The sequence below is a fragment of the Tateyamaria omphalii genome (assembly GCF_001969365.1).
GTDB lineage: Bacteria > Pseudomonadota > Alphaproteobacteria > Rhodobacterales > Rhodobacteraceae > Tateyamaria > Tateyamaria omphalii_A.
On the sequence record NZ_CP019312.1, the window covers coordinates 2,338,753 to 2,365,255 of the forward strand.

General features: G+C 62.6%; 25 protein-coding genes and 1 pseudogene. 14 read left to right on the plus strand and 12 right to left on the minus strand.

Going from position 1 to position 26,503, the window contains the following annotated elements; all coding sequences use genetic code 11:
* The first annotated feature begins 1 nt into the window (after position 1).
* The 4 genes from BWR18_RS11580 (at position 2) to BWR18_RS11595 (ending at position 2,930) form a co-directional block, all read left to right on the plus strand.
* The gene (locus BWR18_RS11580) at positions 2 to 874 is read left to right on the plus strand and encodes a TIGR01459 family HAD-type hydrolase (RefSeq protein ID WP_076628396.1); all 873 of its coding nucleotides are present in this window, start codon (positions 2 to 4) and stop codon (positions 872 to 874) included.
* A gap of 89 nt (positions 875 to 963) precedes the next feature.
* Entirely contained in the window at positions 964 to 1,407 is a 444-nt protein-coding gene (locus BWR18_RS11585) for a MaoC family dehydratase (RefSeq protein ID WP_076628397.1), read from the plus strand.
* Positions 1,408 to 1,530: 123 nt separating this feature from the next.
* Positions 1,531 to 2,463: a bifunctional riboflavin kinase/FAD synthetase gene (locus BWR18_RS11590; protein WP_076628399.1), complete on the plus strand. Its 933-nt coding sequence runs from the start codon at positions 1,531 to 1,533 to the stop codon at positions 2,461 to 2,463.
* Entirely contained in the window at positions 2,460 to 2,930 is a 471-nt protein-coding gene (locus tag BWR18_RS11595; protein WP_076628401.1) for a YcgN family cysteine cluster protein, read from the plus strand. Before BWR18_RS11590 ends, BWR18_RS11595 begins: the two co-directional genes overlap by 4 nt.
* A 128-nt stretch (positions 2,931 to 3,058) precedes the next feature.
* Here the strand turns inward: BWR18_RS11595 and BWR18_RS11600 are convergent, their stop codons facing one another.
* Positions 3,059 to 3,856, minus strand: a complete 798-nt coding sequence (locus tag BWR18_RS11600) for an alpha/beta fold hydrolase (protein ID WP_083957690.1) — start codon at positions 3,854 to 3,856, stop codon at positions 3,059 to 3,061.
* Positions 3,853 to 4,452 (minus strand): 2-hydroxychromene-2-carboxylate isomerase, encoded by a 600-nt coding sequence (locus tag BWR18_RS11605; protein ID WP_076628403.1) that lies wholly within the window; start codon positions 4,450 to 4,452, stop codon positions 3,853 to 3,855. The genes BWR18_RS11600 and BWR18_RS11605 overlap by 4 nt, the downstream gene beginning before the upstream one ends.
* Before the next feature lie 105 nt (positions 4,453 to 4,557).
* On the opposite strand from BWR18_RS11605, the gene BWR18_RS11610 reads away from it, so the two are divergent.
* From BWR18_RS11610 to BWR18_RS11630, 5 genes are all read left to right on the plus strand, one after another.
* Positions 4,558 to 5,577 (plus strand): ribose-phosphate pyrophosphokinase, encoded by a 1,020-nt coding sequence (locus BWR18_RS11610; RefSeq protein WP_076628404.1) that lies wholly within the window; start codon positions 4,558 to 4,560, stop codon positions 5,575 to 5,577.
* Positions 5,578 to 5,610: 33 nt separating this feature from the next.
* Positions 5,611 to 6,312: a DUF1194 domain-containing protein gene (locus BWR18_RS11615; protein ID WP_076628406.1), complete on the plus strand. Its 702-nt coding sequence runs from the start codon at positions 5,611 to 5,613 to the stop codon at positions 6,310 to 6,312.
* Positions 6,313 to 6,434: 122 nt separating this feature from the next.
* Entirely contained in the window at positions 6,435 to 7,250 is an 816-nt protein-coding gene (locus BWR18_RS11620) for an ABC transporter substrate-binding protein (protein WP_157598727.1), read from the plus strand.
* Positions 7,247 to 8,056 (plus strand): amino acid ABC transporter permease, encoded by an 810-nt coding sequence (locus tag BWR18_RS11625; protein ID WP_076628408.1) that lies wholly within the window; start codon positions 7,247 to 7,249, stop codon positions 8,054 to 8,056. The genes BWR18_RS11620 and BWR18_RS11625 overlap by 4 nt, the downstream gene beginning before the upstream one ends.
* Positions 8,043 to 8,771: an amino acid ABC transporter ATP-binding protein gene (locus tag BWR18_RS11630; protein WP_076628409.1), complete on the plus strand. Its 729-nt coding sequence runs from the start codon at positions 8,043 to 8,045 to the stop codon at positions 8,769 to 8,771. The genes BWR18_RS11625 and BWR18_RS11630 overlap by 14 nt, the downstream gene beginning before the upstream one ends.
* On the opposite strand, the gene BWR18_RS11635 is transcribed toward BWR18_RS11630, so the two are convergent.
* The 7 genes from BWR18_RS11635 to BWR18_RS11665 all read right to left on the minus strand — a co-directional run bounded on the left by BWR18_RS11635 (position 8,768) and on the right by BWR18_RS11665 (position 15,701).
* Positions 8,768 to 10,213 (minus strand): calcium-binding protein, encoded by a 1,446-nt coding sequence (locus BWR18_RS11635; protein WP_076628411.1) that lies wholly within the window; start codon positions 10,211 to 10,213, stop codon positions 8,768 to 8,770. The genes BWR18_RS11630 and BWR18_RS11635 overlap by 4 nt on opposite strands.
* Before the next feature lie 79 nt (positions 10,214 to 10,292).
* Positions 10,293 to 10,643, minus strand: coding sequence for an H-type lectin domain-containing protein (locus BWR18_RS11640; RefSeq protein ID WP_076628413.1), 351 nt, complete (start codon positions 10,641 to 10,643; stop codon positions 10,293 to 10,295).
* Between the two features lie 115 nt (positions 10,644 to 10,758).
* Positions 10,759 to 11,184: a F0F1 ATP synthase subunit epsilon gene (locus BWR18_RS11645; RefSeq protein ID WP_076628414.1), complete on the minus strand. Its 426-nt coding sequence runs from the start codon at positions 11,182 to 11,184 to the stop codon at positions 10,759 to 10,761.
* An 86-nt stretch (positions 11,185 to 11,270) separates the two neighbouring features.
* Entirely contained in the window at positions 11,271 to 12,695 is a 1,425-nt protein-coding gene (gene atpD / locus BWR18_RS11650; protein ID WP_076628416.1) for a F0F1 ATP synthase subunit beta, read from the minus strand.
* 18 nt (positions 12,696 to 12,713) lie between these two features.
* Positions 12,714 to 13,586: a F0F1 ATP synthase subunit gamma gene (locus BWR18_RS11655; protein ID WP_076628418.1), complete on the minus strand. Its 873-nt coding sequence runs from the start codon at positions 13,584 to 13,586 to the stop codon at positions 12,714 to 12,716.
* A gap of 12 nt (positions 13,587 to 13,598) precedes the next feature.
* The gene (gene atpA / locus BWR18_RS11660; RefSeq protein ID WP_076628420.1) at positions 13,599 to 15,140 is read right to left on the minus strand and encodes a F0F1 ATP synthase subunit alpha; all 1,542 of its coding nucleotides are present in this window, start codon (positions 15,138 to 15,140) and stop codon (positions 13,599 to 13,601) included.
* Positions 15,141 to 15,701: a F0F1 ATP synthase subunit delta gene (locus BWR18_RS11665; RefSeq protein ID WP_076630277.1), complete on the minus strand. Its 561-nt coding sequence runs from the start codon at positions 15,699 to 15,701 to the stop codon at positions 15,141 to 15,143.
* A 367-nt stretch (positions 15,702 to 16,068) separates the two neighbouring features.
* Here BWR18_RS11665 and BWR18_RS11670 point away from each other — a divergent pair, with 367 nt between their 5' ends.
* Positions 16,069 to 17,616, plus strand: coding sequence for a calcium-binding protein (locus BWR18_RS11670; protein ID WP_076628421.1), 1,548 nt, complete (start codon positions 16,069 to 16,071; stop codon positions 17,614 to 17,616).
* A 15-nt stretch (positions 17,617 to 17,631) separates the two neighbouring features.
* Here BWR18_RS11670 and BWR18_RS11675 read toward each other — a convergent pair whose 3' ends face one another.
* Positions 17,632 to 18,378: a methyltransferase domain-containing protein gene (locus tag BWR18_RS11675; protein ID WP_076628423.1), complete on the minus strand. Its 747-nt coding sequence runs from the start codon at positions 18,376 to 18,378 to the stop codon at positions 17,632 to 17,634.
* 72 nt (positions 18,379 to 18,450) lie between these two features.
* Between BWR18_RS11675 and gloB the strand changes: the two genes are divergently transcribed.
* The 4 genes and pseudogenes from gloB to BWR18_RS22395 all read left to right on the plus strand — a co-directional run bounded on the left by gloB (position 18,451) and on the right by BWR18_RS22395 (position 22,702).
* Complete coding sequence (gloB, locus tag BWR18_RS11680; RefSeq protein ID WP_076628425.1) at positions 18,451 to 19,218, plus strand: hydroxyacylglutathione hydrolase; 768 nt, start codon at positions 18,451 to 18,453, stop codon at positions 19,216 to 19,218.
* Between the two features lie 195 nt (positions 19,219 to 19,413).
* Positions 19,414 to 21,735: an ATP-dependent Clp protease ATP-binding subunit ClpA gene (gene clpA / locus BWR18_RS11685; RefSeq protein ID WP_076628427.1), complete on the plus strand. Its 2,322-nt coding sequence runs from the start codon at positions 19,414 to 19,416 to the stop codon at positions 21,733 to 21,735.
* Positions 21,736 to 21,959: 224 nt separating this feature from the next.
* Positions 21,960 to 22,214: pseudogene (locus BWR18_RS22390) on the plus strand (M23 family metallopeptidase); the annotation flags it as partial.
* A gap of 110 nt (positions 22,215 to 22,324) precedes the next feature.
* Complete coding sequence (locus BWR18_RS22395; protein WP_368073656.1) at positions 22,325 to 22,702, plus strand: hypothetical protein; 378 nt, start codon at positions 22,325 to 22,327, stop codon at positions 22,700 to 22,702.
* A gap of 30 nt (positions 22,703 to 22,732) precedes the next feature.
* On the opposite strand, the gene BWR18_RS11695 is transcribed toward BWR18_RS22395, so the two are convergent.
* Positions 22,733 to 25,216 carry a peptidoglycan -binding protein gene (locus BWR18_RS11695; protein WP_076628428.1) on the minus strand — a complete coding sequence of 828 codons (2,484 nt, stop codon included), beginning with the start codon at positions 25,214 to 25,216 and terminating at the stop codon, positions 22,733 to 22,735.
* Between the two features lie 2 nt (positions 25,217 to 25,218).
* Positions 25,219 to 26,433: a biopolymer transporter ExbB gene (locus BWR18_RS11700; protein WP_076628430.1), complete on the minus strand. Its 1,215-nt coding sequence runs from the start codon at positions 26,431 to 26,433 to the stop codon at positions 25,219 to 25,221.
* Positions 26,434 to 26,503 lie beyond the last annotated feature (70 nt).

Below are 26,503 nucleotides of genomic sequence, written 5' to 3' on the forward strand. Positions count from 1 at the left end.
CATGGCCCAGATCATCACTTCCCTATCCGAGATTTCTGACCGTTACGACGCGCTGTTCGTGGACCTTTGGGGGTGCGTGCACAACGGGGTCAAGGCGCTGCCAGAGGCGGTCGCGGCCCTGCAAGAGTATCGCGTCAAGGGCGGTAAGGTGGTGCTGGTCACCAACTCGCCCCGTCCGCGTGCGGGCGTGCAGAAACAGCTGGTGCATTTCGGTGTGCCGGATGATGCGTGGGACACGATCGCCACGTCCGGCGACAGCGCCCGTGCGGCCATGTTTCGCGGTGTGGTCGGCAACAAGGTCTATTTCATCGGGCAACCGGGGGAGGAGAAATTCTTTCAACCCATCGGCGTGATCAAGGACCCGGTACAGATCGACATGGTGGATCTTAAAGACGCCGAAGGGATCGTCTGCACCGGTCCGCGCGATCCGATGGCCGACCCGGACGTGATGCGGCCCGAATTTTTGATGGCCAAGCAATTGGGGCTGAAGCTGCTTTGTGCAAACCCCGACATCGTCGTGGACCGGGGTGACGTGCGCGAGTGGTGTGCGGGAGCGTTGGCGAAACTCTATACCGAAATGGGCGGCGAGAGCCTGTATTTCGGCAAGCCGCATCCGCCGATCTACGATCTGGCACGGCGGCGGTTGGCTGAGCTGGGCGTGGACGTGCCGGACAGTGGCATTCTGGCCATCGGGGATGGGGTGCTGACTGACATCGCCGGGGCGATGGGGGAGGACATTGATTCTCTGTTCATTTCCGGCGGGTTGGCAGCGGCGGAAACAAAAACGTCGCACCAGCCCGATGCGGATGCGCTAAGTGATTATCTGAAAACAGAAAAATCTGCGCCAACTTTCGCCATAGGACATCTTCGCTGACCTACTTTTGTCTTGCTTTTCTGCGCGCGCAAAGTAATTACATTGCGCAGGGGCCGGGCAAGCGGTCATATAGTTACCGGAGCTGATCCATGTTGGACAACCTGCCACGCGGCACGATCTGCATCGAAGACATCGAAATGGGCATGTCCCGTCACCTGCGCAAAGTGGTGACGGACGAGGACATCGAGATGTTCGCCCAGATCTCCACCGACCGGAACCCGGTGCACTTGGACGACGACTACGCTCAGGACACGATCTTTCAGGGGCGCATCGCCCATGGGATGCTGACCGCCGGCCTGATCTCTGCCGTGATTGGCGAACAGCTTCCGGGGCACGGGACGGTCTATATGGGGCAATCGCTTAAATTTCTTGCGCCCGTGCGCCCGGGCGACATGGTCTATGCCGAGGTGAAGGTGATCGACATTGATTTTTCCAAGCGCCGCGTGCGGCTGGACTGTCATTGTGCGGTCGATGGCAAGAAGGTCCTGGTGGGCGAGGCCACCGTGTTGGCGCCATCGCGGAAATTCGACTAAAGAACTGTTTTTTAATGAGGTTTGAGTGGCGCTGCCCCTCGGCCTGCGGCCTCACCCCTTGGTATTTTTGGTAAGAAGAAACGCGTGCTTGCCCTTGTTTGGCCGCTTGGCTAGGCAGGGGACATGAAAATTATCCGGGATTATCAGTTCGTTGATGTGGCGGATCGCGGGGCGACCGTGGCGATTGGCAATTTCGATGGCGTGCATGTGGGGCATCGGTCAGTGATCGAGCTGGCGGGGTCGGCGGCGCCGGTTGCACCCGTTGGCGTGCTGACATTCGAGCCGCATCCGCGTGAGTATTTTGCCCCCGACGCACCGCCCTTTCGACTGATGAGCCAGGCCGCGCGGGCGAGCCGACTGGAGAAGATGGGGATCCGCTATCTCTTTGAATTGCCATTTCATTCCGGACTGGCGAGCCTGAGCCCCGACGAATTTGCGCGGGATGTGATCTGCGACGGGTTGGGGTTGAGCCATGTGGTTGTGGGGGCCGATTTCTGCTTCGGCAAAAAGCGCGCGGGAACGGCGCAGGACATGGTGCGCTATGGGCAAGAGATGGGGTTTGGCGTGACCATTGCGCCGCTTCTGGCGCATGGGGAAAACACAGTGTCCTCAACGGCCATTCGGCAGGCACTGAGCGATGGGCGGCCACAAGATGCGGCCGAGATGCTGGGGCACTGGCACAGGATAGAGGGTCCGGTGATCGGGGGTGAGCAGCGGGGGCGCACCCTTGGGTACCCCACCGCAAACATGTCGATTGACGGGCTGCATCCCCCTGCTTTTGGGGTTTACGCCGTGCTTTTCAATGTGTTGGAGGGACCGCACACCGGGGCGTATCATGGCGTGGCATCTATGGGCGTGCGCCCGATGTTTGGGGTGAACACGCCGAACCTTGAGACCTATGTCTTTGATTTTTCAGGTGATTTATACGGCGCGCCGGTGTCGGTTGCGCTGGTGGCGCATCTGCGGGGCGAGGAAACGTTTGACAGTCTTGAGGCTCTGATTGCGCAGATGGATCGGGACAGTGCGCAGGCCCGTGACATCCTGGCCGCGCTATGAGTGATCCGATTGACCGCAGCGGGCTCACCCCCCGTTTTTGGGAGAAAAAAACCATCTCGAAACTCACCCGAAAGGAGTGGGAAGCGCTGTGTGACGGGTGTGGAAAATGCTGTTTGAACAAGCTGGAAGATGACGAGTCTGGCGAGGTGGCGCTGACGCGGGTGGCGTGCAGGCTTTTGGATGATGAAACGTGCCGGTGCGGGCAATATGATATCCGCCATCAATTTGTGCCGGATTGCATCGTTTTGAAACCGTCTAACATCGCGGAACACCTGTACTGGATCCCGGAAACCTGCGCCTATCGCCTCGTTTATGAAAGAAAACCCCTGTTTGATTGGCACCCGCTGATCTCGGGCACGGCCGACACCGTGCATGCGGCGGGCGTGTCGATGCGGGGGCGGACGGTGAGCGAGTTTGATGTTGCGGATGATGATTGGGAAGACCACATCATTGATGAGCCGACCTGACCATTGTGCGGTTTTTTACCGGGGATTTGGGCGGCAGGAGCGCGGTGTTTTGCACCGAAACTGCGAATTTCACTCAACCCGTTGATAAACAAAAAACACGGTCAAGTCGGGGCCATGTGCCGCGCCCTTTAGGCCAGGTTCAACAGCTTTGACCACGCGTGTGCGACAGCGCCAGGATGGGTGATCGGACCCATATGGCCGACGCCGTCCAGCGTGGTCTGCGCGACGTTTGGAAGCCGCCGGGCGATGGCGTCGTTCACCGGCAGAGCCCATTGCGAAAGCGCACCTGCCATCAGTAGAGCGGGCATCGCCGCGCGGTCGAACAGCCCCGGCGTCAGCAGGCCCGCGCTGTCCTCGATCAGAAAGGACCCGGAGTGGCGGACGAACATGATCCGGTCCGCCATGTAGGTCCGGGTTTGTGGGGGGATGTCGTCCCAGGCCGGGCCGTCGCCCCATGTTCCGTTGAAGGCGCGCGCGGCAGCCGTGTGGTCGCCCGCGTCCATCGCGGCATCGAAATCAGCTGTGTCGTGTTTGTACCGGGGGCCGAAGGTTGGATCGTCGGCCATCAGGGGCGCGAAATAGACCGGTTCGAACATCGCGACGCTGCGCACGCGCGCGGGGTGTTCGATGGCGAGCCGCAGCGCAACGGTGGCCCCGAAGCTGTGGCCGATGATGTCGATCGGGTCCGTGTCGATGTCGTCCATGACCGCAAGCGCCATGGCGGTGGCGGTGTCGTGCATGATCCCCTGCCCGTCCCAGTCCCCGGATTTGCCGTGATTGGGCAGGTCATAGGCGTGCAGAGTTATCTGATCGCCCAACGCGTCCGCGAGCCCGCGCCACGCCCCCGCGTGACCGAGCGAGCAATGGATGGCGAGCGCAGGCCGGGAACCGGACCCGAAGGTCCGGTTGTGGATGTGGGGGATCACAGTTTGCCGGAGAGGTGCAGGTCGAGATCGTCAAGCTTGTCCTGGCCCCAAAACCGCTGGTCGCCGTCGACGATGTAGAAGGGGGCGCCGAAGACGCCCTTGTCCACTGCTTCCTCTAGGTTGGCGGCATAGGTTTCGGCGCCGGACAAAAGGCCGCTGTCCGCAAGCGACGAGTCGAACCCGGCCTCGGACAAGCAGGATTTGATTACCTCGTCCTGCGCGATGTCCTTGTCTTCGGCCCAGACCGCGCGGAGCAGGGCGTGCACCAGCGTGCCGAGGTCACCGCCGCCCGCATTCTGTGCCGCGATGATAGCGTAGGAGGAGGGTGCGGCGTTGGTGGGCCAATGCGCGGGTTTGAGGTTGAAGGGCAGATCGTGCTTTTTGGCCTGCCGCACAAGCTCCTGCGCGCGATACTCGATGCGGTTGATGTGCCGGTCCTTGGGCGGTGTACCCCCCGTCCGCCCAAAGAGCGCGATCACGTCCAGCGGTTTGTAGGTGATCGTGGCCCCGTGGGTGCCTGCCAACGCCTCGAACCTTTTCCCGGCCAGGTAGGTATAGGGCGAGAGCGTTGCGAAATAATAGTCGATGTGGGGCATTTTCGTCCTCGGTCGTTGCGTCCGCTGTTTCGCGGGACGGTACGCCCGTGTTAAGCGGAGTCAACATCACGAATCTGTCACACTCGTGCTGCGCGGGGATACATCATGCCAACCATCCAAGAGCCCAAGTTGATCTCGGGCAATGCCAATCTGCCATTGGCGAATGCCATAGCGCGGCGCATGTCGCTGCATCGCGGCGTCAACGTGGGGCTGGTCGATGCCCGCGTGGAGCGGTTCAACGACGGCGAAATCTTTGTCGAAGTGTTCGAGAATGTGCGCGGCGAGGATATGTTCATCATCCAGCCGACATCGAACCCGGCCAACGATAACCTGATGGAATTGTTGATCATGTGCGATGCGCTGCGCCGGTCGAGTGCCGCCCGCATCACTGCCGTGATCCCGTATTTCGGCTATGCGCGGCAGGATCGTCGATCGAAGGCGCGCACGCCCATCACGTCCAAGCTGGTCGCCAACATGCTGGTCGGCGCGGGCATCGAGCGGGTGCTGACCATGGACCTCCATGCCGCCCAGATCCAAGGCTTTTTTGATATTCCCGTGGACAACCTGTATGCTTCGCCCGTGTTTGCGCTGGACCTCAAGACGCAGTTTGCCGGGCACCTGGATGATCTGATGATCGTGTCGCCCGACGTGGGCGGGGTGGCCCGCGCGCGGGATCTTGCCAAGCGGATTGATGCACCCCTGTCCATCGTCGACAAGCGCCGCGAGAAGGCGGGCGTGGTGGCCGAGATGACCGTTATCGGCGATGTGACCGACAAGACCTGTGTCATCGTGGACGACATTTGCGACACCGCCGGAACGCTGTGCAAAGCCGCCGAGGTATTGATGGAGAACGGGGCCAAGGAGGTGCATTCCTACATCACGCACGGTGTGCTATCCGGCCCTGCGGTCGAGCGTGTAACGAAGTCGGTGATGAAGTCGCTGGTGATCACCGACAGCATTCAGCCCACAGACGCGGTAAAGGCCGCCGACAACATCCGCATCGTGCCGACCGCGCCGGTCTTTGCCCAGGCGATCCTGAACATCTGGCACGGCACGTCGGTGTCGTCGCTGTTTGAGGCCGAGACGCTGAGCCCGATTTATGACGGGATGTACGCGGCGGAGTAACGCTGCGGCACCGAATCGCGTTACGCTTTGGGCATGCGCTTGTTTGCCCTGCTTCTGACGTTGCTCGCCGCCCCTGCGCTGGCGGAAGATGTGGACCTGGAACTGGTCTTGCTGGCAGACGCGTCGGGGTCGATCACCGACAACGAGATCGACTTTCAGCGCCAGGGCTATGCGGATGCGCTGACCGACCCCCGTGTGCTGGACGTTATTGCGGGCGGGGCATATGGCGCCATCGCCGTTACTTATGTGGAGTGGGCCGCGAACACGGCCGTCGTTGTCGATTGGGCGCGTGTGGACGGGCCAGAGGCTGCTGCGGCGTTTGCCGCCGCCCTGACCGGCCAGCTGCGCCAGGCCTATGGCCGCAACGCGATTGGCGGCGCGCTTCTAGATGCCAAGCGATTGATCGAGACCAATGATCACGAGGGGTTTCGAAAGGTCATCGACTTTTCAGGCGACAGCCCCAGCAATTTCTCCGGCCCTGCCATCGAGGACGCCCGCAGAGACATTGTTGCCGCTGGCATCACCATCAACGCCCTGCCGATCCTGTGCCGCTTTTGTGACACGCCTGCCCGCTATCCGAACCTCGCCGAGATCTATGCCGAGCGGATCATCGGCGGTGTCGGCGCCTTTGTCGTTGAAGCCGCGAATGAACAGGATCTGGCGGATGCCATTCGGCGCAAACTGATCCTGGAAATCTCGGGCCAGATGCCCGCCGCACGACTGGCCCGGCGCTAGGCGCGTGGGTCTGCCCAATGTGGTGGCGTCGTTGCAAGTGGATGCTCGTGCGGTGCTGCAACGCTCTGGACAGCCCTGCCCCCATGGCCGAAGATTGCGCCAAATCAATGGGGAGAGTTCTGATGAAGACCGTTTTCACCGCCGCCGTGCTGTCCGTTCTGGCCACCGGCGCCTTTGCCGCGGGCCATTGTGCGGCGGGCAAGACATTGACCGAAGGCACGCTGACCATCGCCACCGGCAACCCGGCCTATTACCCTTGGGTTCTGAACGACGCGCCCGAGGCGGGAGAGGGGTTTGAGGCCGCCGTCGCCTTTGCCCTGGCCGAAGAGATGGGGTTTGCCGCCGATCAGGTGACCTGGGTGCGCACCTCGTTTGACGAGGCGATCCAACCCGGTGCCAAGAATTTCGATCTGAACATGCAGCAATATTCGATCACGGAGGAGCGCGACAAGGTCGTGGATTTCTCGGCCCCCTACTACACCGCGCCGCAGGCTGTGATGACCACGACGGCTGTGGTTGAGGGGGGCGCCACGCCGACGCTGGAAAGCCTGAAGGGTCTGAAATGGGGTGTTGTTGCCTCGACCACGGCGCTGCCTGTTGTGATGGAGCAGATCGCGCCGGACCAGTCGCCACTGGTGTATGACGACAACGCAAACGTCACTGCGGCCATGACGGCCGGACAGATTGATGCGGCCCTGTTCGACCTGCCCACCGCCCTCTTCACAGCGGCCGTGCTGATGGAGAACGGTGTCGTGCTGGGCCAGTTCGATCCATCGGCAGCAGAGAACCCGGACCAGTTTGGCGCGTTGATGCCCGAGGGGTCCGAATTGAAACCCTGTGTCGATGACGCGCTGGCGGCGCTGACCGAGAGCGGCAAGCTGGCGGAGATCGAGGCGCAGTGGCTGCAGGAAGCAACCGGGGTTCCGCTGATCCAGTGACACGACGCGCCGTTTACGAGGCCCGGCAGAGACGTCGGGCCAACATGATTGCCGGGGTCAGCACAGTGATCGTGCTGGCCCTTGTCATATTGCTGGTCCCGCTCGCGCCGGGGTGGGAGGCGGTGCGCGCGTCGTTCTTCAACGGCGAGGTGTTCGTGCGCGTCTTTCCCGACCTGTTGCGCGCCTTCATGCTGGATGTGGCCATTTTCGCGTGGTCGGTGCCGATGATCTTTGCCCTCGGTCTTGCCATCGCGCTGGCCCGTGGCAACTCCAACCCCGCCCTGTTTCCCCTGCGCATCTTCGGGGCCGTCTATGTCGACCTCTTTCGCGGCATTCCAGTCGTGTTGCTGGTGTACCTTGTCGGCTTCGGCATTCCCGGGCTGGGCCTGCCGCGTCCCTGGAACTCGCCCTATATCTGGGGCACGGTCGCGCTGGTCCTGACCTATTCGGCCTATGTGGCCGAGGTGCTGCGGTCGGGGATCGAGAGCATCCATGCCAGCCAGCGCAACGCTGCCATCTGTCTGGGCCTGAGCGAGCGGGACACGATGCGCTATATCATTCTGCCCCAGGCCATCCGCCGCGTGGTGCCCGCCAACATGAACATGCTGGTGGCGCTGCAAAAAGACGTTGCGCTGCTGTCCTTCATCGGCCCGGTCGAGATCTTGCGGCAGGCCGGTATCTTCAAATCTCTGCTGGCAAACTTCACGCCCTATGTCGCCGCCGCCGTGATCTTCCTATGCGTCACCGTGCCCGCCACCCGCTACGCCGATTACCTGCTGAACAGGGACCGCGATGCCCGATCCTAGGCTGTCTCTGCGCGGCGTGACGAAGAGTTTTGGCGAGGTGCAAGTGCTGCGTGGCATCGACATGGACATCGCGCCGGGCGAAATGGTGTGCCTCATCGGGGCGTCGGGGTCCGGCAAGTCGACGCTGTTGCGCTGCATGAACGGGTTGGAGCCGGTCGATGATGGCGAGGTTTTGCTGGATGGCGTGGACATTGCGGAGCCGGGATTTAATCTGGCGCCCATACGCCAGCGCATTGGGATTGTATTCCAGAGCTTCAATCTGTTTCCCCACATGACCGCCTATGACAACGTGGCCCTCGCCCCCCGTCGTGTGCTGGGGGAGGACGCGCGGGACCGGATCGAGGCGCTGTTTGCGCGCTTCGGTCTGGCGGATCATATGCGCAAGTATCCCGATCAGCTGTCAGGCGGTCAGCAGCAGCGGGTCGCTGTGATCCGGGCGCTGGCCATGCGTCCCCAGACGATGCTGCTGGACGAGATCACCTCGGCCCTCGACCCGGAATTGGTGGGGGAGGTGCTGGACGTATTGCGCAAGTTGCGTGACGACGGGATGACGATGGTGCTGGCCACCCACGAGATGGCCTTTGCCCGCGAGGTGGCGGACAGGGTGGTGTTCATGGATCAGGGCGTGGTGGCCGAAGAGGGCGTGCCAGACGCCATGTTTGAGGCGCCACAGCTGGAACGAACCCGCCGCTTTCTGGCCAGCGTGCTGCGTTAGAACAGAAATGCGTCGGGGTCGAACTGGGCCAGAGTGCGTCCGCTCAGCAGGATTTCGTCTGCGCCCATGTCAATCACGAGGCCGGAGGCCGTGTCACGCAGGGTCAGGTCCGTCACATCGTTGAAGCCATAGGCGGACAAGTCGATTTCATCGGCCTGGGTGTCGAACCATTCGATCACGTCACGCCCGGATCCCGGACCAAAGACAAACACATCCGCGCCGGAACCGCCATTGAGCAGGTCACGGCCTTCCCCGCCTTCGAGCGTGTCATTGCCCGAACCGCCCACGAGGGTGTCATTGCCCGCCCGGCCAAGCAGATCGTCGTGGCCGGTCCCGCCGAGCAGCAGATCACGGTGGGCGTCGCCATTCAGTGTATCGTCGCCCTTGCCGCCGGAAAGTGTGTCGCGGCCCGAGCCGCCATACAAGCGGTCGTCGCCGGTGCTGCCAGCCAGCGAATCGCGTCCGCTTCCCCCGTTCAAACTGTCGTCCCCGGTGCCGCCATAAAGGCTGTCGTTGCCGCTGCCGCCGTAGAGCTTGTCATCGCCGTTGCTGCCGTTCAGCACGTCTTGCCCGCCGTCACCGGTCAGGGTGTCATCCGCGTTGCCACCGTACAGGCTGTCGTTGCCGCCGCCGCCGTGCAGCACATCACGATCTGACCCACCATAGAGTACGTCGGCCCCTGCCCCGCCGTCGAGCGTGTCGCGCCCGGTGTCACCCCACAGGGTGTCCTGGCCACTACCGCCAATCAGCTCGTCGCGGCTGGAGCCGCCGCGCAGCGCGTCGTCGCCGCTGCCACCGTCCAGCGTGTCGCGACCGGATCCACCGCGGATGTCGTCCCGTCCGTTACCACCGTTCAGAACATCCCGGCCCGAACCGCCATGCAGCATGTCATCGCCGCTGCCACCGTCGAGCGTGTCGCGCCCCGACCCGCCCAACAGGCTGTCATTCCCGCTGCCGCCGCTCAGGTGGTCGCGCCCGGCCTCTCCTTCAAGCCGGTCCGCACCTGCGCCGCCGGACAGCTCGTCCTGGCCGCTGCCGCCGTTCAGCACATCGTCGCCCTGACCACCAAAGAGCGTGTCCTTACCCATCGCGCCCAGGATCAGGTCGCTGCCATTGCCGCCAAAGGCGAGATCCGAGCCAAAACCGCCGTCAATCGTGTCGTTGCCATCGTCGCCATAGGCCGTATCGTCCCCGTGGCCTGCGAACAGCATGTCATCGCCCTCGTCTCCGCGCAGCGTATCGTCGCCGGTGTCCGCCATCAGGAAGTCATTGCCCGCGCCGCCTCGCAACAGATCGTCGCCATGACCGCCAAAGAGCGAATCCAGCCCGTCAACACCAATCAGCGTGTCCTCCCCTGACTTACCGTGCAGGATTTCGGACGCCGGGCTGCCGCGCAGCAGGTCATCTTTGTAAGTGCCGAGTATCAATGGGGTCGTCATCATGGGGCAGGCTCTGAATCGCGTAAGGAACCCGACCTGTGTCATCCATGAAAGCGGCAGAATTTAGGCAAATTGAAAGCGATTAGTAGAGATCCCAATCGTCACTTTGCCGCAGTTCGCCAATGGCCATCCAAGCGACGCGAATTCGGGCGACGCGGGTGTCCCCCCAGGTGCGAAAGACCAGATCGAACCCATCGAGTGTGATCGTTTCGGCCTTGATGTCAGCCCGCAGCGGCATGTTCGTATCCACGTCCCACATGGAGATCGACACGTGAACAGACGGCTCCGCCCGGAAAGGTTCGGCAAAGGCGACGCGGCGCCGCCGCTCGCGTTGGCCGCGACCGGTCCACATGTCGCCCCCATCTTCGAAGTCGGAAAACAGGACCGTATCGCCTTGGTCGATCCCTATCAGGTGGTTGCGCAGTCGTTTCATCGGGTCGTTCTTTTGAATGTCACAGAGTTGTAACACCTAGGCATCGTATTTTAAGGCTAACAAAGTGAAAAGGCCCCGCGAGATGCGGGGCCTTTTTCCATTCGGTGTCGCAGGGTCAGAGGCTGGGCTGTTTGGTGCTGAGCCCGATCTGACCCCCGACGGCGACCATGTCGGCGAGCAACTTGGCCGCGTCGTCCACAGGGCCCGGTTCGTTCTGGAAGTTGTCCTTGGCGCGGGCATAGACCTCTTGCGCTTCGTCGAACATGGCGTCCATCTGGTCCTGGGTCATGTCGCCCTTGACCACCGCCTGTTCGGCAAGCACCGACACGCCTGCTGCACCGATCTCGGCAAAGCCGCCGGTCACGACGTATTCATGTGTCTCATTGCCCGCTTCGACCTTCAGCACACCCGGGCGCAGGGTCGTGATCGTCGGGGCGTGGTCGGCCATCACGGTCATGTCGCCATCGGCACCGGGGATCTGCACAGCGGTGGCGTCGATGGACGCAAGACTGCGTTCGGGCGATACCAAATCAAATTGCATCTTTGCCTCCTATTCGGGTGGTGGGCAGATTGCCCACCCTACCTCTGGGCGTTGTCGTAGGGTGGGCAATCTGCCCACCACACGTCTTAGGCTGCGTCCGCGGCCATCTTCTCGGCTTTTGCTTTCACCTCGTCGATGCCGCCAACCATGTAGAAGGCGCCTTCGGGCAGGTGGTCGTATTCGCCGGCCACAACCGCCTTGAACGAAGCAATCGTGTCCTCCAGCGGGACCTGCACACCGTCGGAGCCGGTGAAGACCTTGGCCACGTCGAAGGGTTGCGACAGGAAGCGCTGGATTTTCCGGGCACGCGCCACGGTCAGCTTGTCCTCTTCCGACAGTTCGTCCATCCCAAGGATGGCGATGATGTCCTGGAGCGACTTGTAGCGTTGCAGGATCTGCTGCACGTCGGATGCCACCTGGTAGTGCTCTTCCCCCACGATCTGCGGGTCCATCAGGCGCGAGGAACTGTCGAGCGGGTCCACGGCGGGGTAGATGCCGAGTTCCGAGATCGCACGGGACAGAACGGTTGTCGCGTCCAAGTGCGCAAAGGTGGTTGCAGGCGCGGGGTCGGTGAGGTCGTCCGCAGGCACGTAGACGGCCTGGATAGAGGTGATCGAACCCGACTTGGTCGAGGTGATCCGTTCCTGCATCGCACCCATGTCGGTGGCCAGCGTCGGCTGGTAGCCCACCGCCGAAGGAATACGGCCGAGCAGAGCCGAAACCTCAGAGCCCGCTTGGGTGAAGCGGAAGATATTGTCGACGAAGAACAGAACGTCGGTACCCGACGCATCACGGAACTGTTCCGCAAGCGTCAGACCGGTCAGGGCCACACGGGCACGCGCACCGGGAGGTTCGTTCATCTGGCCATAGACCAGCGCAACTTGGCTTTCTTCGAGGTTGTCCGGCTTGATCACGTTGGATTCGATCATCTCGTGATACAGGTCGTTGCCCTCACGGGTCCGCTCACCCACACCGGCGAACACAGAGTAGCCCGAGTGCACTTTGGCGATGTTGTTGATCAGTTCCATGATCAGAACGGTCTTGCCCACGCCCGCACCGCCGAAGAGGCCGATCTTGCCGCCTTTGGAGTAGGGTGCGAGCAGGTCAACCACCTTGATCCCGGTCACGAGGATTTCGGATTCAGTGGACTGTTCCGCAAAAAGCGGGGCGTCGGCGTGAATGGGGCGACGTTCCTCGGCGTCCACGGGGCCACCTTCGTCAACGGGCTCGCCCACGACGTTCAGGATACGACCCAGTGTCTTGGGGCCCACCGGGACCATGATCGGGCCGTCGGTGTCAGTGACTTCCTGACCGCGCACGAGCCCTTCGGAGCTGTCCATCGCGATGCAGCGCACGGTGTTTTCACCAAGGTGCTGCGCGACTTCGAGGATCAGCTTGTTGCCGTTGTTGTCGGTTTCCAGAGCGTTCAGAATCTCCGGCAGGTGGTCATCGAACTGCACGTCGCAGACGGCCCCGATGACTTGTGTGATTTTGCCTTTAGCGTTTGCCATTTTTCGTCTCCGGATGTCTTACAGCGCTTCCGCGCCGGAAATGATTTCAATCAGCTCATTGGTGATCACGGCCTGGCGCGAGCGGTTGAACTGGATGGTCAGCTGGTCGATCATGTCCCCGGCGTTGCGGGTGGCGTTGTCCATCGCGCTCATCCGGGCACCCTGTTCGGACGCGCCGTTTTCCAGCAGGCCGGAAAAGATCGCCGTCGCCACGCCGCGCGGCAGAAGGTCGGCGAGGATCGCCTCTTCGTCCGGCTCATAATCATATAGCGTGTCGGACCCTTCGTAATCCTCGGGGATCGCGAAGGGAATGATCTGTTGCGCGGTCGGGATCTGCGTCACGACGTTTTGGAACTTTGAGAAGAAGATCGTCGCCACGTCGAACTCGCCCGCATCGAAACGGCCCAACACATCCTTGGCCACGCCCTGCGCATCTGCGTAGGACATCCGCTTGACCTCGGTCATGTCCACGTGACCGACGAAGTGGGCCTCAAAGTCACGTTTCATCTGGTCGCGGCCCTTCTTGCCGACGGTCAGGATCTTGACCGTCTTGCCAGCCGCGATCAGTTCCGCCGCCTTGGCCTTGGCCAGCTTGGCGATGTTGGTGTTGAAGCCACCGCAGAGGCCACGTTCTGCCGTCATCACCACCAGGAGGTGGGTCTGATCCGACCCTGTGCCTGACAAGAGCTTGGGCGCGCTGTCAGAGCCAGCCGCCGCCGACGCGAGCCCCGCCATCACGGCGGTGAACCGTTCGGCGTAGGGGCGCGACATTTCGGCCGCTTCCTGTGCCCGCCGCAATTTCGCGGCGGCCACCATCTGCATGGCCTTGGTGATCTTCCGCGTGGATTTCACGCTTTCGATCCTGTTTTTCAGGTCCTTGAGATTTGGCATTGCCCGATCTCCTTATGCGAAGGTCGAAGCGAACTCGTCGAGGACCGCCTTCATCTTGTCGACGTTTTCGCCGCCCTTGAACTTGGGATCTTCGTCGGCGATCCACTTCAGGAAGTCGGCTTTCTGCGACCGCAGGAAGGACAGCAGCCCGCTTTCGAACTTACCAACTTGGGCCACGTCGATGTTGTCGAGGTAGCCGTTGGTGCCCGCGAAGATCACGCAGACGATTTCCGCGTTGGTCAACGGGGCGTATTGCGGCTGCTTCATCAACTCGGTCAGGCGCGCGCCGCGGTTCAGAAGCTGCTGTGTGGCGGCATCGAGGTCAGAGCCGAACTGGGCGAAGGCCGCCATTTCGCGGTACTGGGCCAACGACAGTTTCACCGGACCGGCAACCGAAGACATCGCGTCGGTTTGAGCCGAAGAGCCCACGCGGGACACCGACAGACCTGTGTTCACGGCGGGGCGGATGCCTTGGTAGAACAGTTCGGTTTCAAGGAAGATCTGGCCGTCGGTGATCGAGATCACGTTGGTCGGGATAAAGGCCGACACGTCGCCGCCTTGGGTTTCGATGATCGGCAGGGCCGTCAGCGAACCGGCACCGTTGTCTTCGTTCAGCTTGGCCGACCGCTCCAGCAGGCGCGAGTGAAGGTAGAAAACGTCGCCAGGATAAGCTTCGCGGCCCGGCGGGCGGCGCAGCAGCAGGGACATCTGGCGGTAGGACACGGCCTGCTTGGACAGGTCATCATAAATGATCAGCGCGTGACGGCCATTGTCGCGGAAGAACTCGGCCATGGCGGTCGCGGCGTAGGGGGCCAGGAACTGCATCGGCGCCGGGTCCGACGCGGTCGCGGCGACGACGATCGAGTAGTCGATGGCGCCGCTCTCTTCGAGCTTTTTCACCAGCTGCGCCACGGTCGAACGCTTCTGGCCGACGGCCACGTAGATGCAATAGAGCTTTTTGCTCTCATCATCACCTGCGGCGTCGTTGTAGGATTTCTGGTTCAGGATCGCGTCAAGCGCCACGGCGGTTTTGCCGGTCTGACGGTCGCCGATGATCAGCTCACGCTGGCCACGGCCAATCGGGATCATCGCGTCCACGGCCTTCAGGCCGGTCGCCATCGGCTCGTGCACCGATTTGCGGGGGATGATGCCCGGCGCCTTCACGTCTGCCACGCGACGCTCGGAGGCGTTGATCGGGCCCTTGCCGTCCAGCGGGTTGCCCAGACCGTCCACAACGCGGCCCAAGAGTTCGTCACCGGCGGGCACGTCCACGATGGAGTTGGTGCGCTTGACGGTGTCGCCTTCTTTAATGTCGCGGTCGGAGCCGAAGATCACGACGCCCACGTTGTCGTTTTCCAGGTTCAGGGCCATGCCCTGAATGCCGCCGGGGAATTCAACCATCTCACCGGCTTGCACATTGTCGAGGCCGTAGACGCGGGCAATCCCGTCCCCTACCGACAAAACGCGGCCCACTTCGGCCACTTCTGCTTCCTGACCAAAGTTCTTGATCTGGTCTTTCAGGATCGCAGAAATCTCTGCTGCTTGGATACCCATTTATCCGACCTCTTTCATTGCATTCTGGAGGGAAGCGAGCTTGGAGCGGATCGACGTGTCGATCATCTTCGAGCCCACTTTAACGATCAAACCGCCGATGAGGCTTTCATCGACGGAGGCATTGATGGTGACGTCCTTGCCCATGCGGGCCTTGAGCGTCTTGGCAAGTTTGTCGCTTTGCGCCTTGGTCAGTGCCTTGGCGCTGGTCACGTCGGCAGTCAGTTCGCCCTTGTCTTCGGCGATCACGTCGCGCAGGGCCTGCACCAGTTGCGGCAGCACGAACAGACGCCGCTTTTCGGCCATGAGCGCAAGCGTGTTGCCCATCAGGTCGGTCAGCCCGGCCTTTTTCGAAATCGCGGTGATGGCGGCGGCCTGCTCGTCCCGGCTGTAGACGGGTGAGTGGATCAGGGCATTGAAGTCACCGCTTTCGGCCATCGCGGCTGTCAGGGTTTCAATGTCGCCTTCGAGGTTTTTGACGGCGTTGCCTTCTTTGGCAAGCTCAAAGACAGCTGTGGCATAGCGTGCTGCGATGCCTGTGGAGATCGAAGCTGGTTCGGACACGTCCACCCTTTCGATGTCTTGGCCCGGGCGGTTGCACACGGATGCGTGGCCCGGGGTGTTGGACCGCCCTGATTTTGGCCAAGGCGTGAAAATCAGGGGGGATGTAGCAGAGGGTTTGCCACCCCGCAACATATGTTCGTGAACAGGCGCTTCGGCGCTTCTTCAACCTTTTCATAGGGTTAACCAAACTGCGACCTATTGGCTCGCAGGAATTGTAAGAATTCCGTCACAAAACGTGCGCGTTTGGGTGCGATTCCTGTGCGCAGCCAGACCACCCTAGCTGAAAAACGCATCGTTCGCACCTGTTCGGCAATCCTCGGCGCCTTGAGGCATTGTTTACAAAGCGCATCGCGATCGGCCCCTCCAGTTGACTCTGTTTCGTGTCGCCGACACGCTGCGCACAAAACTGGGGGACGTGATCATGGGTGCTTTGACCTTGCTGGCGCTGCTGGGCGGTGCGCTGTTTCTGGGCGTCGCGCAAGACGGTGACGACAGCGAGGGCGAAACGCCACAGGAGATCGAGGACACCCCCGTCGATCCGCAACCGGCAGACACTGGCGCCACGTTCGAAGCGGACGAGACCGGCGTGCGCATAGACGTTGGCGACGACGAAACCGGTACGATTGCATCCATCATCTATGTCGACAGCGAGGACGATCCCGACAACTTCTACCAAACCTACGAGGCGCGCTTCTACCTTGTGCCCGAGGGCACCGATCTGAGTGACGGCGACTTTGAAGAGAGCGGCAATATTCCAGGCCAACAGACGTTCGAGGGCAACCCGTTTGCCTACGAATTGGAAGACTTCGAGGCAGAGCTTGGGCTGGAACTGTTGGGCACCGTGCCCCTGACACTGCCAGCAGACGGCTTTCCGCTTCCTGATCCCGGCACGATGCGCGACGTACTGCCCGCAATTTCCTCGAATGCGCTGGTCGCCGTGCACTATCTCGAGGCCACGACCGACGGCGACGAGTTGATCACCTTTCTGAACGAAGACTACATCGTCACACGCAATGGCATACCCGAGCAGGTCGTGACCGAAAGCACGACCGGCACGGCGGGGGCAGACTGGCTGACCGCGGGTGCCCCTGGGCTTCGCCTCGCGGGCGCCGCCGGTGACGATATTCTGATAACCGATTTTGCCAACACGACGCTCGACGGCGGCGCGGGCGACGACACAATCGAAGGGGTTTTTGCCGAGCGCAACGGGGGGTTCTCTCGCATCGACGGCACAGAACCGACCAGCACAATCAATGCCGGGGACGGCGATGATGTCGTGCGCACTTCAAATGCCATTGTGGATGCGGGCGATGGCGATGACGAGGTGAACCTTGTTGGCGGTGAAGCGCGCGGCGGCGATGGCGATGACCGGCTCTCGGCCCAGGGCGATGGCGTCGCAGTCCTGTTGGGCCAAGCAGGCGACGACAGCCTGACCATCGGCGGCGTTGGCTCGCAAGCCTCTGGCGGCGACGGCAACGACTTTGTGTCGGTCGGCACGGGCGGTTTGGGCAATGGCGACGCAGGCGACGACACGTTGCAGATCTCGGACGGCGCCACCGGGCTTGGCGGGTCGGGGGACGACCTGTTCAACGTGTGGAATTTCCATGACGAGCCAACAGCTACCGTGACGGGAGGCGAAGGCGCAGACACGGTCAGTGCATTGGTGCGCGGTGCGCGGTGCGCGGGATGGCGAAGCGGACGACGTTTACCTCAACATCACGGATTTCAATCCGGCAGAGGACGTCTTGCAAATCGGCACGTTCCAGTCGGACAACCGCGTGGACGACATCGAAATCATCGCGGCCTCGGACGGCAGCTTCACAGATGTGCGGGTGACGTTCAGCGCCTCGCCGGGTCAGACACCGGGTACTGCCGTGATCCGTTTGGATGGAACGCCTGCCATCACCGAGGATGAGATCGTCATCATCGCCTAGACCACCCTGCCCGCCACAGGTGCAGTCACACCTTGCGGCACTTTTTGCCGCTTGGCCTTGGATCGCGCCACCTTGCCCTTTGGCGGGTAGACCAGTTTCGATGCCTCGACCATAAAGGCGCCGCCCGCCACCATACCCGGCATGAGCCGCCCGACCTTTTCGAACATGGCGGCGGATTTCATCCACACCCGCTTGCCCGATGGGAATTGGTACAGCGCGCCCACATGCCGTTCCGGCAGGAACTGGTGCTTGCGCAGCTGTGTCTCCAGCTGGCTGGCGGAATAGGGCCGTCCGTAGCCGAATGGTGTGCGGTCGCGACGGCTCCAGAGCCCGGCGCGGTTCGGCACGATGAAAAGCGCCTTGCCCCCCGGACCAAGCACGCGCCACGCCTCTTCCAAAAGGTCATAGGCTCGCTCGGATGTTTCGAGCCCGTGCAGCATGACCAACTTGTCCACATGCCCCGTTTCCAGCGGCCACAGGGTTTCTTCGGTCAGGACCGAGACATTCTGCATGTCTGCAGGCCAAGGCATCACCCCTTGCGGGCCGGGCATCAGCGCGATCACCCGCCGCGCGTCTTTCAGGTAGGGCCGCAAAAGCGGCGCGGCAAAGCCGAAGCCGGCGACGGTCTGGCCCTGCGCTTCAGGCCAGATTTCCACCAGCCTGCGCCGCAGCGACGCCTGCGCCGCCCGTCCAAGCGCATTGCGATAATAGAAGTTGCGCAGGTCCTGCACGTCAAGATGCATGATCGTCTCTTGTTCATCCGGCCCTTTGGGACCACCTTGGATTTAACAGTAAGCACAACGAGCCGAATTGCCATGCCCCTCGACATCCGTACCATTCCTTGCCTGAGCGACAACTACGCGTTTCTGGCCCATGATCCGGACACCGGGGCCACGGCGCTGGTAGACGCCCCGGAGGCCGCGCCGATCCTGGCGGCACTGGACGCCACAGGCTGGCGGCTGAGCGATGTGCTGCTGACGCATCATCACTACGACCACGTGGACGGGTTGCCCGAGATCATGGCCGCCCACCCTGCCCGGGTCGTTGGCGCCGCCGCCGATGCACACCGCCTGCCCGCGCTTGATGTGCAAGCGTCTGAAGGGGACAGCGTGACCATCGGGTCCGAAACCGGCACTGTCATCGACGTGTCGGGCCACACCGTCGGGCATATCGCATTTTACTTTCCCGGCGCGCGGGCCGTCTTCACTGCCGACAGCCTGATGGCCCTCGGGTGCGGGCGGGTTTTCGAAGGTACCAAGCCGCAGATGCATGAAAGCCTGCAGAAACTGGCAGGCCTGCCCGGCGACACGGCTGTCTACTCAGGCCACGAATATACCGCCGCCAACGGGAAATTTGCCCTGAGTATTGATCCCGAAAACCCCGACCTTATATCCCGTATTCGCGGGGTGGCTGAAAAACGCGCATCGGGCACTCCGACCGTGCCATCCCTTCTGTCCGAAGAACTGGCCACAAACCCCTTTCTGCGCGCCAACGACCCCGCCATTCAGGCCCATCTGGGCATGGAAGGTGCCAACGCCACCGACGTGTTCACGGAAATCCGCACTCGGAAGGACAACTTCTGAGACGCGCAGGTCCACCCACACGCCCAATGTGACACCATCGTAACGCTTCTCACGCATATTGTGAGGCCCAAGGTAGAAAAAAGCCTTGAAGCCGCGCGATCTTCAACCAAACTTAAATACATGAGGCCATGGTTGGTCTGGGGCCTCGACATTCCTTGGCGCCCCAACCGACCCCGATCGAAAGGAGCACGAGCCGTGCCTTCATTCTCGACGACACTGGAAAAAGCCATTCATCAGGCGCTCGCGCTGGCCAACGAACGCCGGCACGAATTTGCAACGCTCGAGCATCTGCTGCTGTCCCTGATTGACGAACCCGACGCCCGCCGCGTGATGCAGGCCTGTTCGGTCGACATTGACGAGCTGCGCGGCACGCTTGAGGAGTTCGTGGACGACGATCTGTCGAACCTCGTCACAGACATTGATGGATCCGAAGCTGTCCCGACGGCTGCATTCCAGCGCGTGATCCAGCGCGCGGCGATCCATGTCCAATCTTCCGGCCGCACAGAAGTGACCGGCGCCAATGTGCTGGTGGCCATCTTTGCTGAACGCGAATCGAACGCGGCCTACTTCCTGCAGGAGCAGGACATGACGCGGTACGATGCCGTGAACTTCATTGCTCATGGTGTGGCAAAGGACCCGGCCTTTGGCGAGGCGCGCCCCGTATCCGGAGCGCCTGAGGCCGAGGAAGAGCCGCAGGGCGTGACCGAGGGCGAGAAGAAGGAAAGCGCACTGGCCAAGTACTGCGTGGACCTGAACGAAAAATCGCGTGAGGGCGATATCGACCCGCTCATTGGCCGCTCGGATGAGGTGGAGCGCTGCATTCAGGTGCTGTGCCGCCGCCGCAAGAACAACCCGCTGCTGGTGGGTGACCCGGGCGTGGGCAAGACGGCGATTGCCGAAGGCTTGGCCCGCAAGATCGTCGCCGGTGAGACGCCCGAGGTGCTGTCCGGCACGACCATCTACTCGCTCGACATGGGCGCGCTTCTGGCCGGGACCCGCTACCGCGGTGATTTCGAAGAGCGGCTGAAAGCCGTCGTGACCGAGTTGGAAGAGCACAAAGATGCCGTCCTGTTCATTGACGAGATCCACACCGTGATCGGTGCGGGCGCCACGTCGGGCGGGGCGATGGACGCGTCCAACTTGCTGAAGCCCGCGTTGCAGGGCGGCAAGCTGCGGACCATGGGATCCACCACCTACAAGGAATTTCGCCAGCACTTCGAAAAGGACCGCGCGCTGAGCCGCCGGTTCCAGAAGATCGACGTGAACGAGCCGTCGGTGGAAGACGCAACGAAAATCCTCAAGGGCCTCAAGCCCTATTTCGAGGATCACCACGGCGTCAAATACACTTCTGACGCGATCAAGACCTCGGTTGAGCTCGCGAGCCGCTACATCAACGACCGCAAGCTGCCAGATTCGGCTATCGACGTGATCGACGAAGCAGGTGCGGCCCAGCACCTTGTCGCCGCCGCCAAGCGCCGCAAGACCATCGGCACCAAGGAGATCGAGAATGTCGTGGCGAAGATTGCCCGCATTCCTCCGAAAAACGTGTCCAAGGACGATGCCGAGACCCTCAAGGATCTCGAAGTGTCGCTCAAGCGCGTGGTGTTCGGGCAGGACCCGGCGATCGAGGCGCTCGCCTCGGCCATCAAGCTGGCGCGCGCCGGTCTGCGGGAGCCAGAAAAGCCCATCGGCAACTATCTGTTCGCCGGGCCAACGGGCGTGGGCAAGACCGAGGTGGCCAAGCAACTCGCCGATACTTTGGGTGTGGAAATGCTGCGCTTCGACATGTCGGAATACATGGAAAAGCACGCTGTATCGCGCCTGATCGGTGCCCCTCCGGGCTATGTCGGCTTTGACCAGGGTGGTCTGCTGACCGATGGCGTCGACCAGCATCCACATTGCGTGCTGCTGCTCGATGAGATCGAAAAGGCGCACCCGGATGTCTACAACATCCTGCTGCAGGTCATGGATAACGGCCAATTGACGGACCACAACGGGCGCACCGTGGATTTCCGCAACGTGATCCTGATCATGACGTCGAATGCCGGGGCTTCGGACATGGCGAAAGCCGCCGTTGGCTTTGGCCGCGACCGGCGCGAGGGCGAGGATACAGCCGCCATCGAGCGGACCTTCACGCCCGAGTTCCGCAACCGTCTGGACGCGGTGATCAGCTTTGCGCCGCTGGGCAAGGATGTCATCCTGTCCGTGGTCGAGAAGTTCGTGCTGCAACTCGAAGCGCAGCTGATGGACCGCAACGTGACCATCGAGTTGACCAAGCCTGCCGCCGAATGGCTGGCCGACAAGGGCTATGACGACAAGATGGGCGCGCGCCCCCTGGGCCGCGTGATCCAGGAGCATATCAAGAAGCCACTGGCCGAAGAGTTGCTCTTTGGCAAGCTGATGAAGGGCGGCGTTGTCCGCGTGGGTGTCAAGAATGGCGAACTGGACCTGAAACTGTCCGGCCCTGACAACCCGCGCATTTCCGGCGACAAGCCACCGCTTCTGACGGCGGATTGATGCGCGCGGCAGCCCTTGCCGCTTTGATTTTGTCCCTCGCCGTGCCTGTCGCGGCGAGGGATATTTCGTTGGGATTGCCCATCGACTGCGATCTTGGACGCGACTGTTTTATCCAGCAATATGTGGACCACGATCCATCGCGCGCGGCGATGGATTTCGGCTGCTCGACCCTCAGTTACGACACACATCAGGGCACGGATTTTGCACTCATTTCGCTGCGGCAAATGCAGAGTGGGGTAAACGTGATCGCCGCGGCACCCGGCACAGTTGCGGGGACGCGCGACGGGATGGAGGATCGGGTCTACCGTGCGGGGGACGCGAACCGCATCGACGGGCGTGACTGCGGCAATGGTGTACGGCTCAACCACGATAACGGGTGGAGCACGCAATATTGCCACCTCAAACGCGGCAGCCTGACTGTTCAGGAGGGCGACCGTGTGGACGGCGGAACGGTGCTGGGGCAGGTTGGACTGTCGGGGGTCACGCAGTTTCCGCACGTGCACATGACACTGCGCAAGGATGGCGCCGTGGTGGATCCGTTCGATCCCGATGGGCAGATTGAGTGCGGCGCGCCCAGCACAGACACGTTGTGGGACGCAGCCCCCCCTATCGCCCCGGCGGCGTGCTCAGCGTGGGCTTCACCGACCGTGTTCCCGAATTTGACGACATCAAGGCAGGCACCGCCGCATCACCACAAATGCCGACAGATGCGCCCGCCCTCGTCGTCTTTGGCTACGCATTCGGAAGCCAGGCCGGGGACCGGATGCGGCTGCGCATCGACGGGCCGGACGGTGAACTGATCGATGAGACCTTGGAACTCGACCGCCCTCAGGCACAGCTCTTTCGCGCCGTTGGCAAGAAGCTGACCAGCGCAAGCTGGCCGGCCGGAGAGTATACAGGCACGGTCACTTTGCAGCGTGATGGGCGCGAAATTGACCGGGTCCAAGGCACCACCATCGTGCGCTGAACCCTATGTAAGGCGCAGGTGTCCTGCGCCCTATTTCTCGGTGAATTTCAACTCGATCCGACGGTTCTGTGCGCGCGCCTGTGGCGTGTCACCAACTGCAATCGGCTGGTATTGCCCAAAGCCATTGGCCGACAACCGCTCCGGGGGCAGGCCAAGGAAGTTCACCATATACCGCACGACGGACAGCGCGCGGGCCTGGCTGAGCTCCCAGTTGTCGGCAAACGCCCCCTGACCCGAGAGCGGCACATTGTCGGTGTGGCCGTCCACCTGCAACACCCAGTCGATGCCGTCGGGAATGTCGTTGGCCACCCCGCGCAAAAGGTTCGCGACCTTCGCGATCTCGCCCTGACCAGCCGCAGACAGGTCAGCGCCCCCGGGGGGGAACAACACTTCGGAGGAAAAGACAAAGCGGTCGCCCACGATCCGCACGCCCTCTTGCACACCCAGCACGTCGCGCAACTGGCCGAAGAATTCCGACCGGTAGCGCTCCAGATCCTGCGCCTGCGCTTCAAGCCGCTTGCGCTCTTCTTCCTCCAACTCGCGCCTGCGCCGCTCTTCAAGGGCGGCGCGCGCCAGCGCCGTGTTCAGGTCACGGCCCAGGGTGCTCAGCTGCACCTCCTTGGCGGCATCGCGTGCCACTGCATCATCAAGCAGCGCCTGCAATTGGCCGAGTTGCGTGCGCAGGCTGGCGACCTGCTGGTTCAGAAGTTCGGTCTGGCGTTGCGCCTCCAGCGTTGCCGCCTCTTCGGCGCTAAGCGCATCACGGGCTGCGGCAAGCAGGGCGGAACGCTCTTGTGCTGCCGATGTCTGATTGGCCAGCGCCTGTTCGGTATCGGTCTTCTCCGCCAGCGCTGCGGCAAGGGCCGCGCGCAGCTCTTGCGTGTCGGTTCCCAGGCTTTGCAATTCCGTCTCTGCGGCCAGTTTTGCAGCGAGCGCCGCGGCCAGTTGATCGCGCACCTCTGCATTGTTGCTGCCAGCCGCCTGCGCATCGGCCTGCGCCGCGTCGCGTGCCGCAATCGCCGCGGCCAGCTGCGTGCGCAAGTCGGCTAGATCCGTTTGCTGCGCCGACAATTGGGTCTCGGCCGCTGTGCGCGCGGCGACTGCAGCCGCAAGGCGATCCCGCACTTCGGTTAAATCAAGGTTCGATGCTTCCAGCCGTGCCTCAATCGCGGTCATACGCGCTTGCAGGGTTGCCAGCTCTTCGGCGCTGGCGGCGCGGGCCTGCTGCGCATTGGCCAGTTGGGTTTCCAATGCGGTCGCGCGGGACTGCGCGGCCGCAATCTCTTCCTGCGCCTTTGTCAGTTCGGTTTGCAGGTTGGCCGCGGTCGTCGTGCGCCCGTCAATGGCCTGTTCCGCCGCGTTCAACCGCGCCTCAAGCGTCGCGGCATTGGCAGTGGCCGCGTCAAGTTGCGACAGGGCGCGTGCCAGTTGTTCCTGCAAGTCGGCAGCAGCAACTGCCCCACCTTCGGCATCCAGCAGCGCCGTGGCCAATTGGTCCTCCAAGCTGGCGCGCTCCGACATCAGGGCGGAGTTTTCCGATTTCGCGGCCTCGATTGCGGCCAGTGCCGACGCCAACTCGGTCTCAAGCGTGTCGATCCGGGTTTGCGCGGCCTCTGCCGATCCGCTGGAGGCTTCCGCCGCAAGAAGCGCCACGGCAAGCCGGTCGGTCAGGTTCTCTTCCGCCGCACGGGCGGCGGCTAGCAACGTAAGCGTATCCTCGGCCTCCTGCCGCTGCGCCTCAAGGGCAAGGGTCATCGCGGTCAGTTCGGCATCCGCATTCTCCAACCGTTCCCGCAGCGCTTCGGCTGCCGCCGCCTCGGCAAGGCGCGCAGCCTCTTCTTCCGTCAACGCCGCGCGGGCGGCGTCCAAATCGGATTGCAGGGCCGCCGTCTGGTCGGCGCTTTCGGCGTTGCGGTTGCGCAGGTCCGCGATCAGCGCCTGCAACGCGTCGGTGCGGGCCGCGGCAAGGCGCGCGACCTCTTCCTGTGCATCGACCTCGTCCCGCGCGGCGGCAAGCGCCAGGTTCAGCGCCTCTTGTTCCGACAAAAGCCGCGTCTGTTCCGCCTCAAGCCCCGCAACGGTGTCAAGCGCCGTATCCCGATCCGCGATCAACGCGGCCACTTGCGCCTCAAAGCTGGTGATGCGCGTTTCGGCCTGCGCCAGTGCCGTGGCCTGTGCGTCCCGTTCCGCGGTAAGCGCCGCGATGGTCGCCGCTTGCGCATCAACCTGTGCCCGTGTGTCCCCAAGCGTTGTGTTCAGCGCAGACAGGCGCGCGTCCAGCTGATTGGCGCGCTGTTCCTCAAGCCCCAACGCCTGCGCCAGTGCCGCCACCTCGCCCGCAAGCTGGTCCAGCTCGGTTTCCTGCCCCGAGATCGTCTCGCGCAGGACAAACTGCACGATCATAAAGATCGTCAGCACAAACATCAGCACCAGCAAAAGGCCGGTCATCGCATCGACAAAGCCGGGCCAGATCGAGGCCTGGAACCGTTGCCCTGTACGACGGGAAAGCGCCATGTTCAGCCATCCCCCACGGATTGATCGGGCCGGTTGCGGCCGCCGCCGCCCTGCCCGGCCTTGCGGTTTTGTCCGCGCGGCTGGCTCAGCGCCTTGGCCAGCGCCGAGATGTCGGTGCGCAGCTCGGCCATGCTTTCCTGCCGGCCTGCGCTGATTTCTTCGAGGATGCGCAACATCTGCACATCAATCGACCGCAAGCGCATCCGGCTTTCGGCGTCGATCCCGTCGCCCGTGCCCTGCCGTTCGATCACTTCAATCAGCCGCTCCTGGCCCTCGGCCACGCGCATCAGGGCGTCGTTGCCGCCCCCCTGCGCCTCAAGCCGCGTGGTCATCCGGTCCACCGCGTCGGCCAGGTTGCCCAGCCTTTCATCCACCATCGACCGGCTGATGTCAGACTGGGTGAACATGGTTTGCAGGCTTTCCATCTGCTCGGCCAGATGGTCGATCAGCCCGGCCATCGCGCTTTGATCCTGCCCGCCGTCGCCATCGGTCAGGCCCACGCGGGTGATCGAGCTCAGCCATTCTTCCAGTTCGCGGTAAAACCGGTTCTGACCGCGGCCCGCGAAAAGCTCAAGCAGCCCCACGATCAACGAGCCCGCTAACCCCAACAGCGACGAGGCAAAGGCAACGCCCATGCCGCCCAACTGCGCCTCAAGCCCCGTCATCAGCCGGTTGAACACCGCGACCCCGCCTTCGCCCTCTTGCGGGGCCAGGCTGCGGATGGTGTCGACGACAGCAGGCACCGTTGTGGCAAGGCCATAGAACGTACCCAAAAGGCCCAGAAAAATCAGCATGTTGACGATGTAGCGCGTGATATCGCGCACCTCGTCGATCCGGGTGGCAACGGAATCAAGGATCGACCGGGTCGAGGTCGCCGAAAGCTGCATCCGCGCGCCCCGCGACCGCAAAAGCGACGCGAGCGAGGCCAGAAGCTGCGGCGCTTTCGTCTGCGCGTCGGCCCGGTCGCTGGCAAATTCCTCGATCCAGCGCACAGACGAGATCAGCGAGAACACCTGCCAGAAGCACGCGATCACGCCAATGAAAAAGACCATGACGATGAACCCGTTCAGATACGGGTTCGCCTGGAACACCGGCAAGACGCGCGGCAGCGCGATGACCGCCCCAAAGAGCGACAGGCCCAGCACAAACACCATGGCGAAAATCTGTTGAACGGGCTGAGAAAAGTGCGGCTGCGCGTCGGGTGTGGTCCGTGCCATGCGGTGGCTCCTGACCCCTGCTTTTGTTTTCTTTCGCAGCAGCCTATCGGCTTTTGTGCAAAAGCGCCAA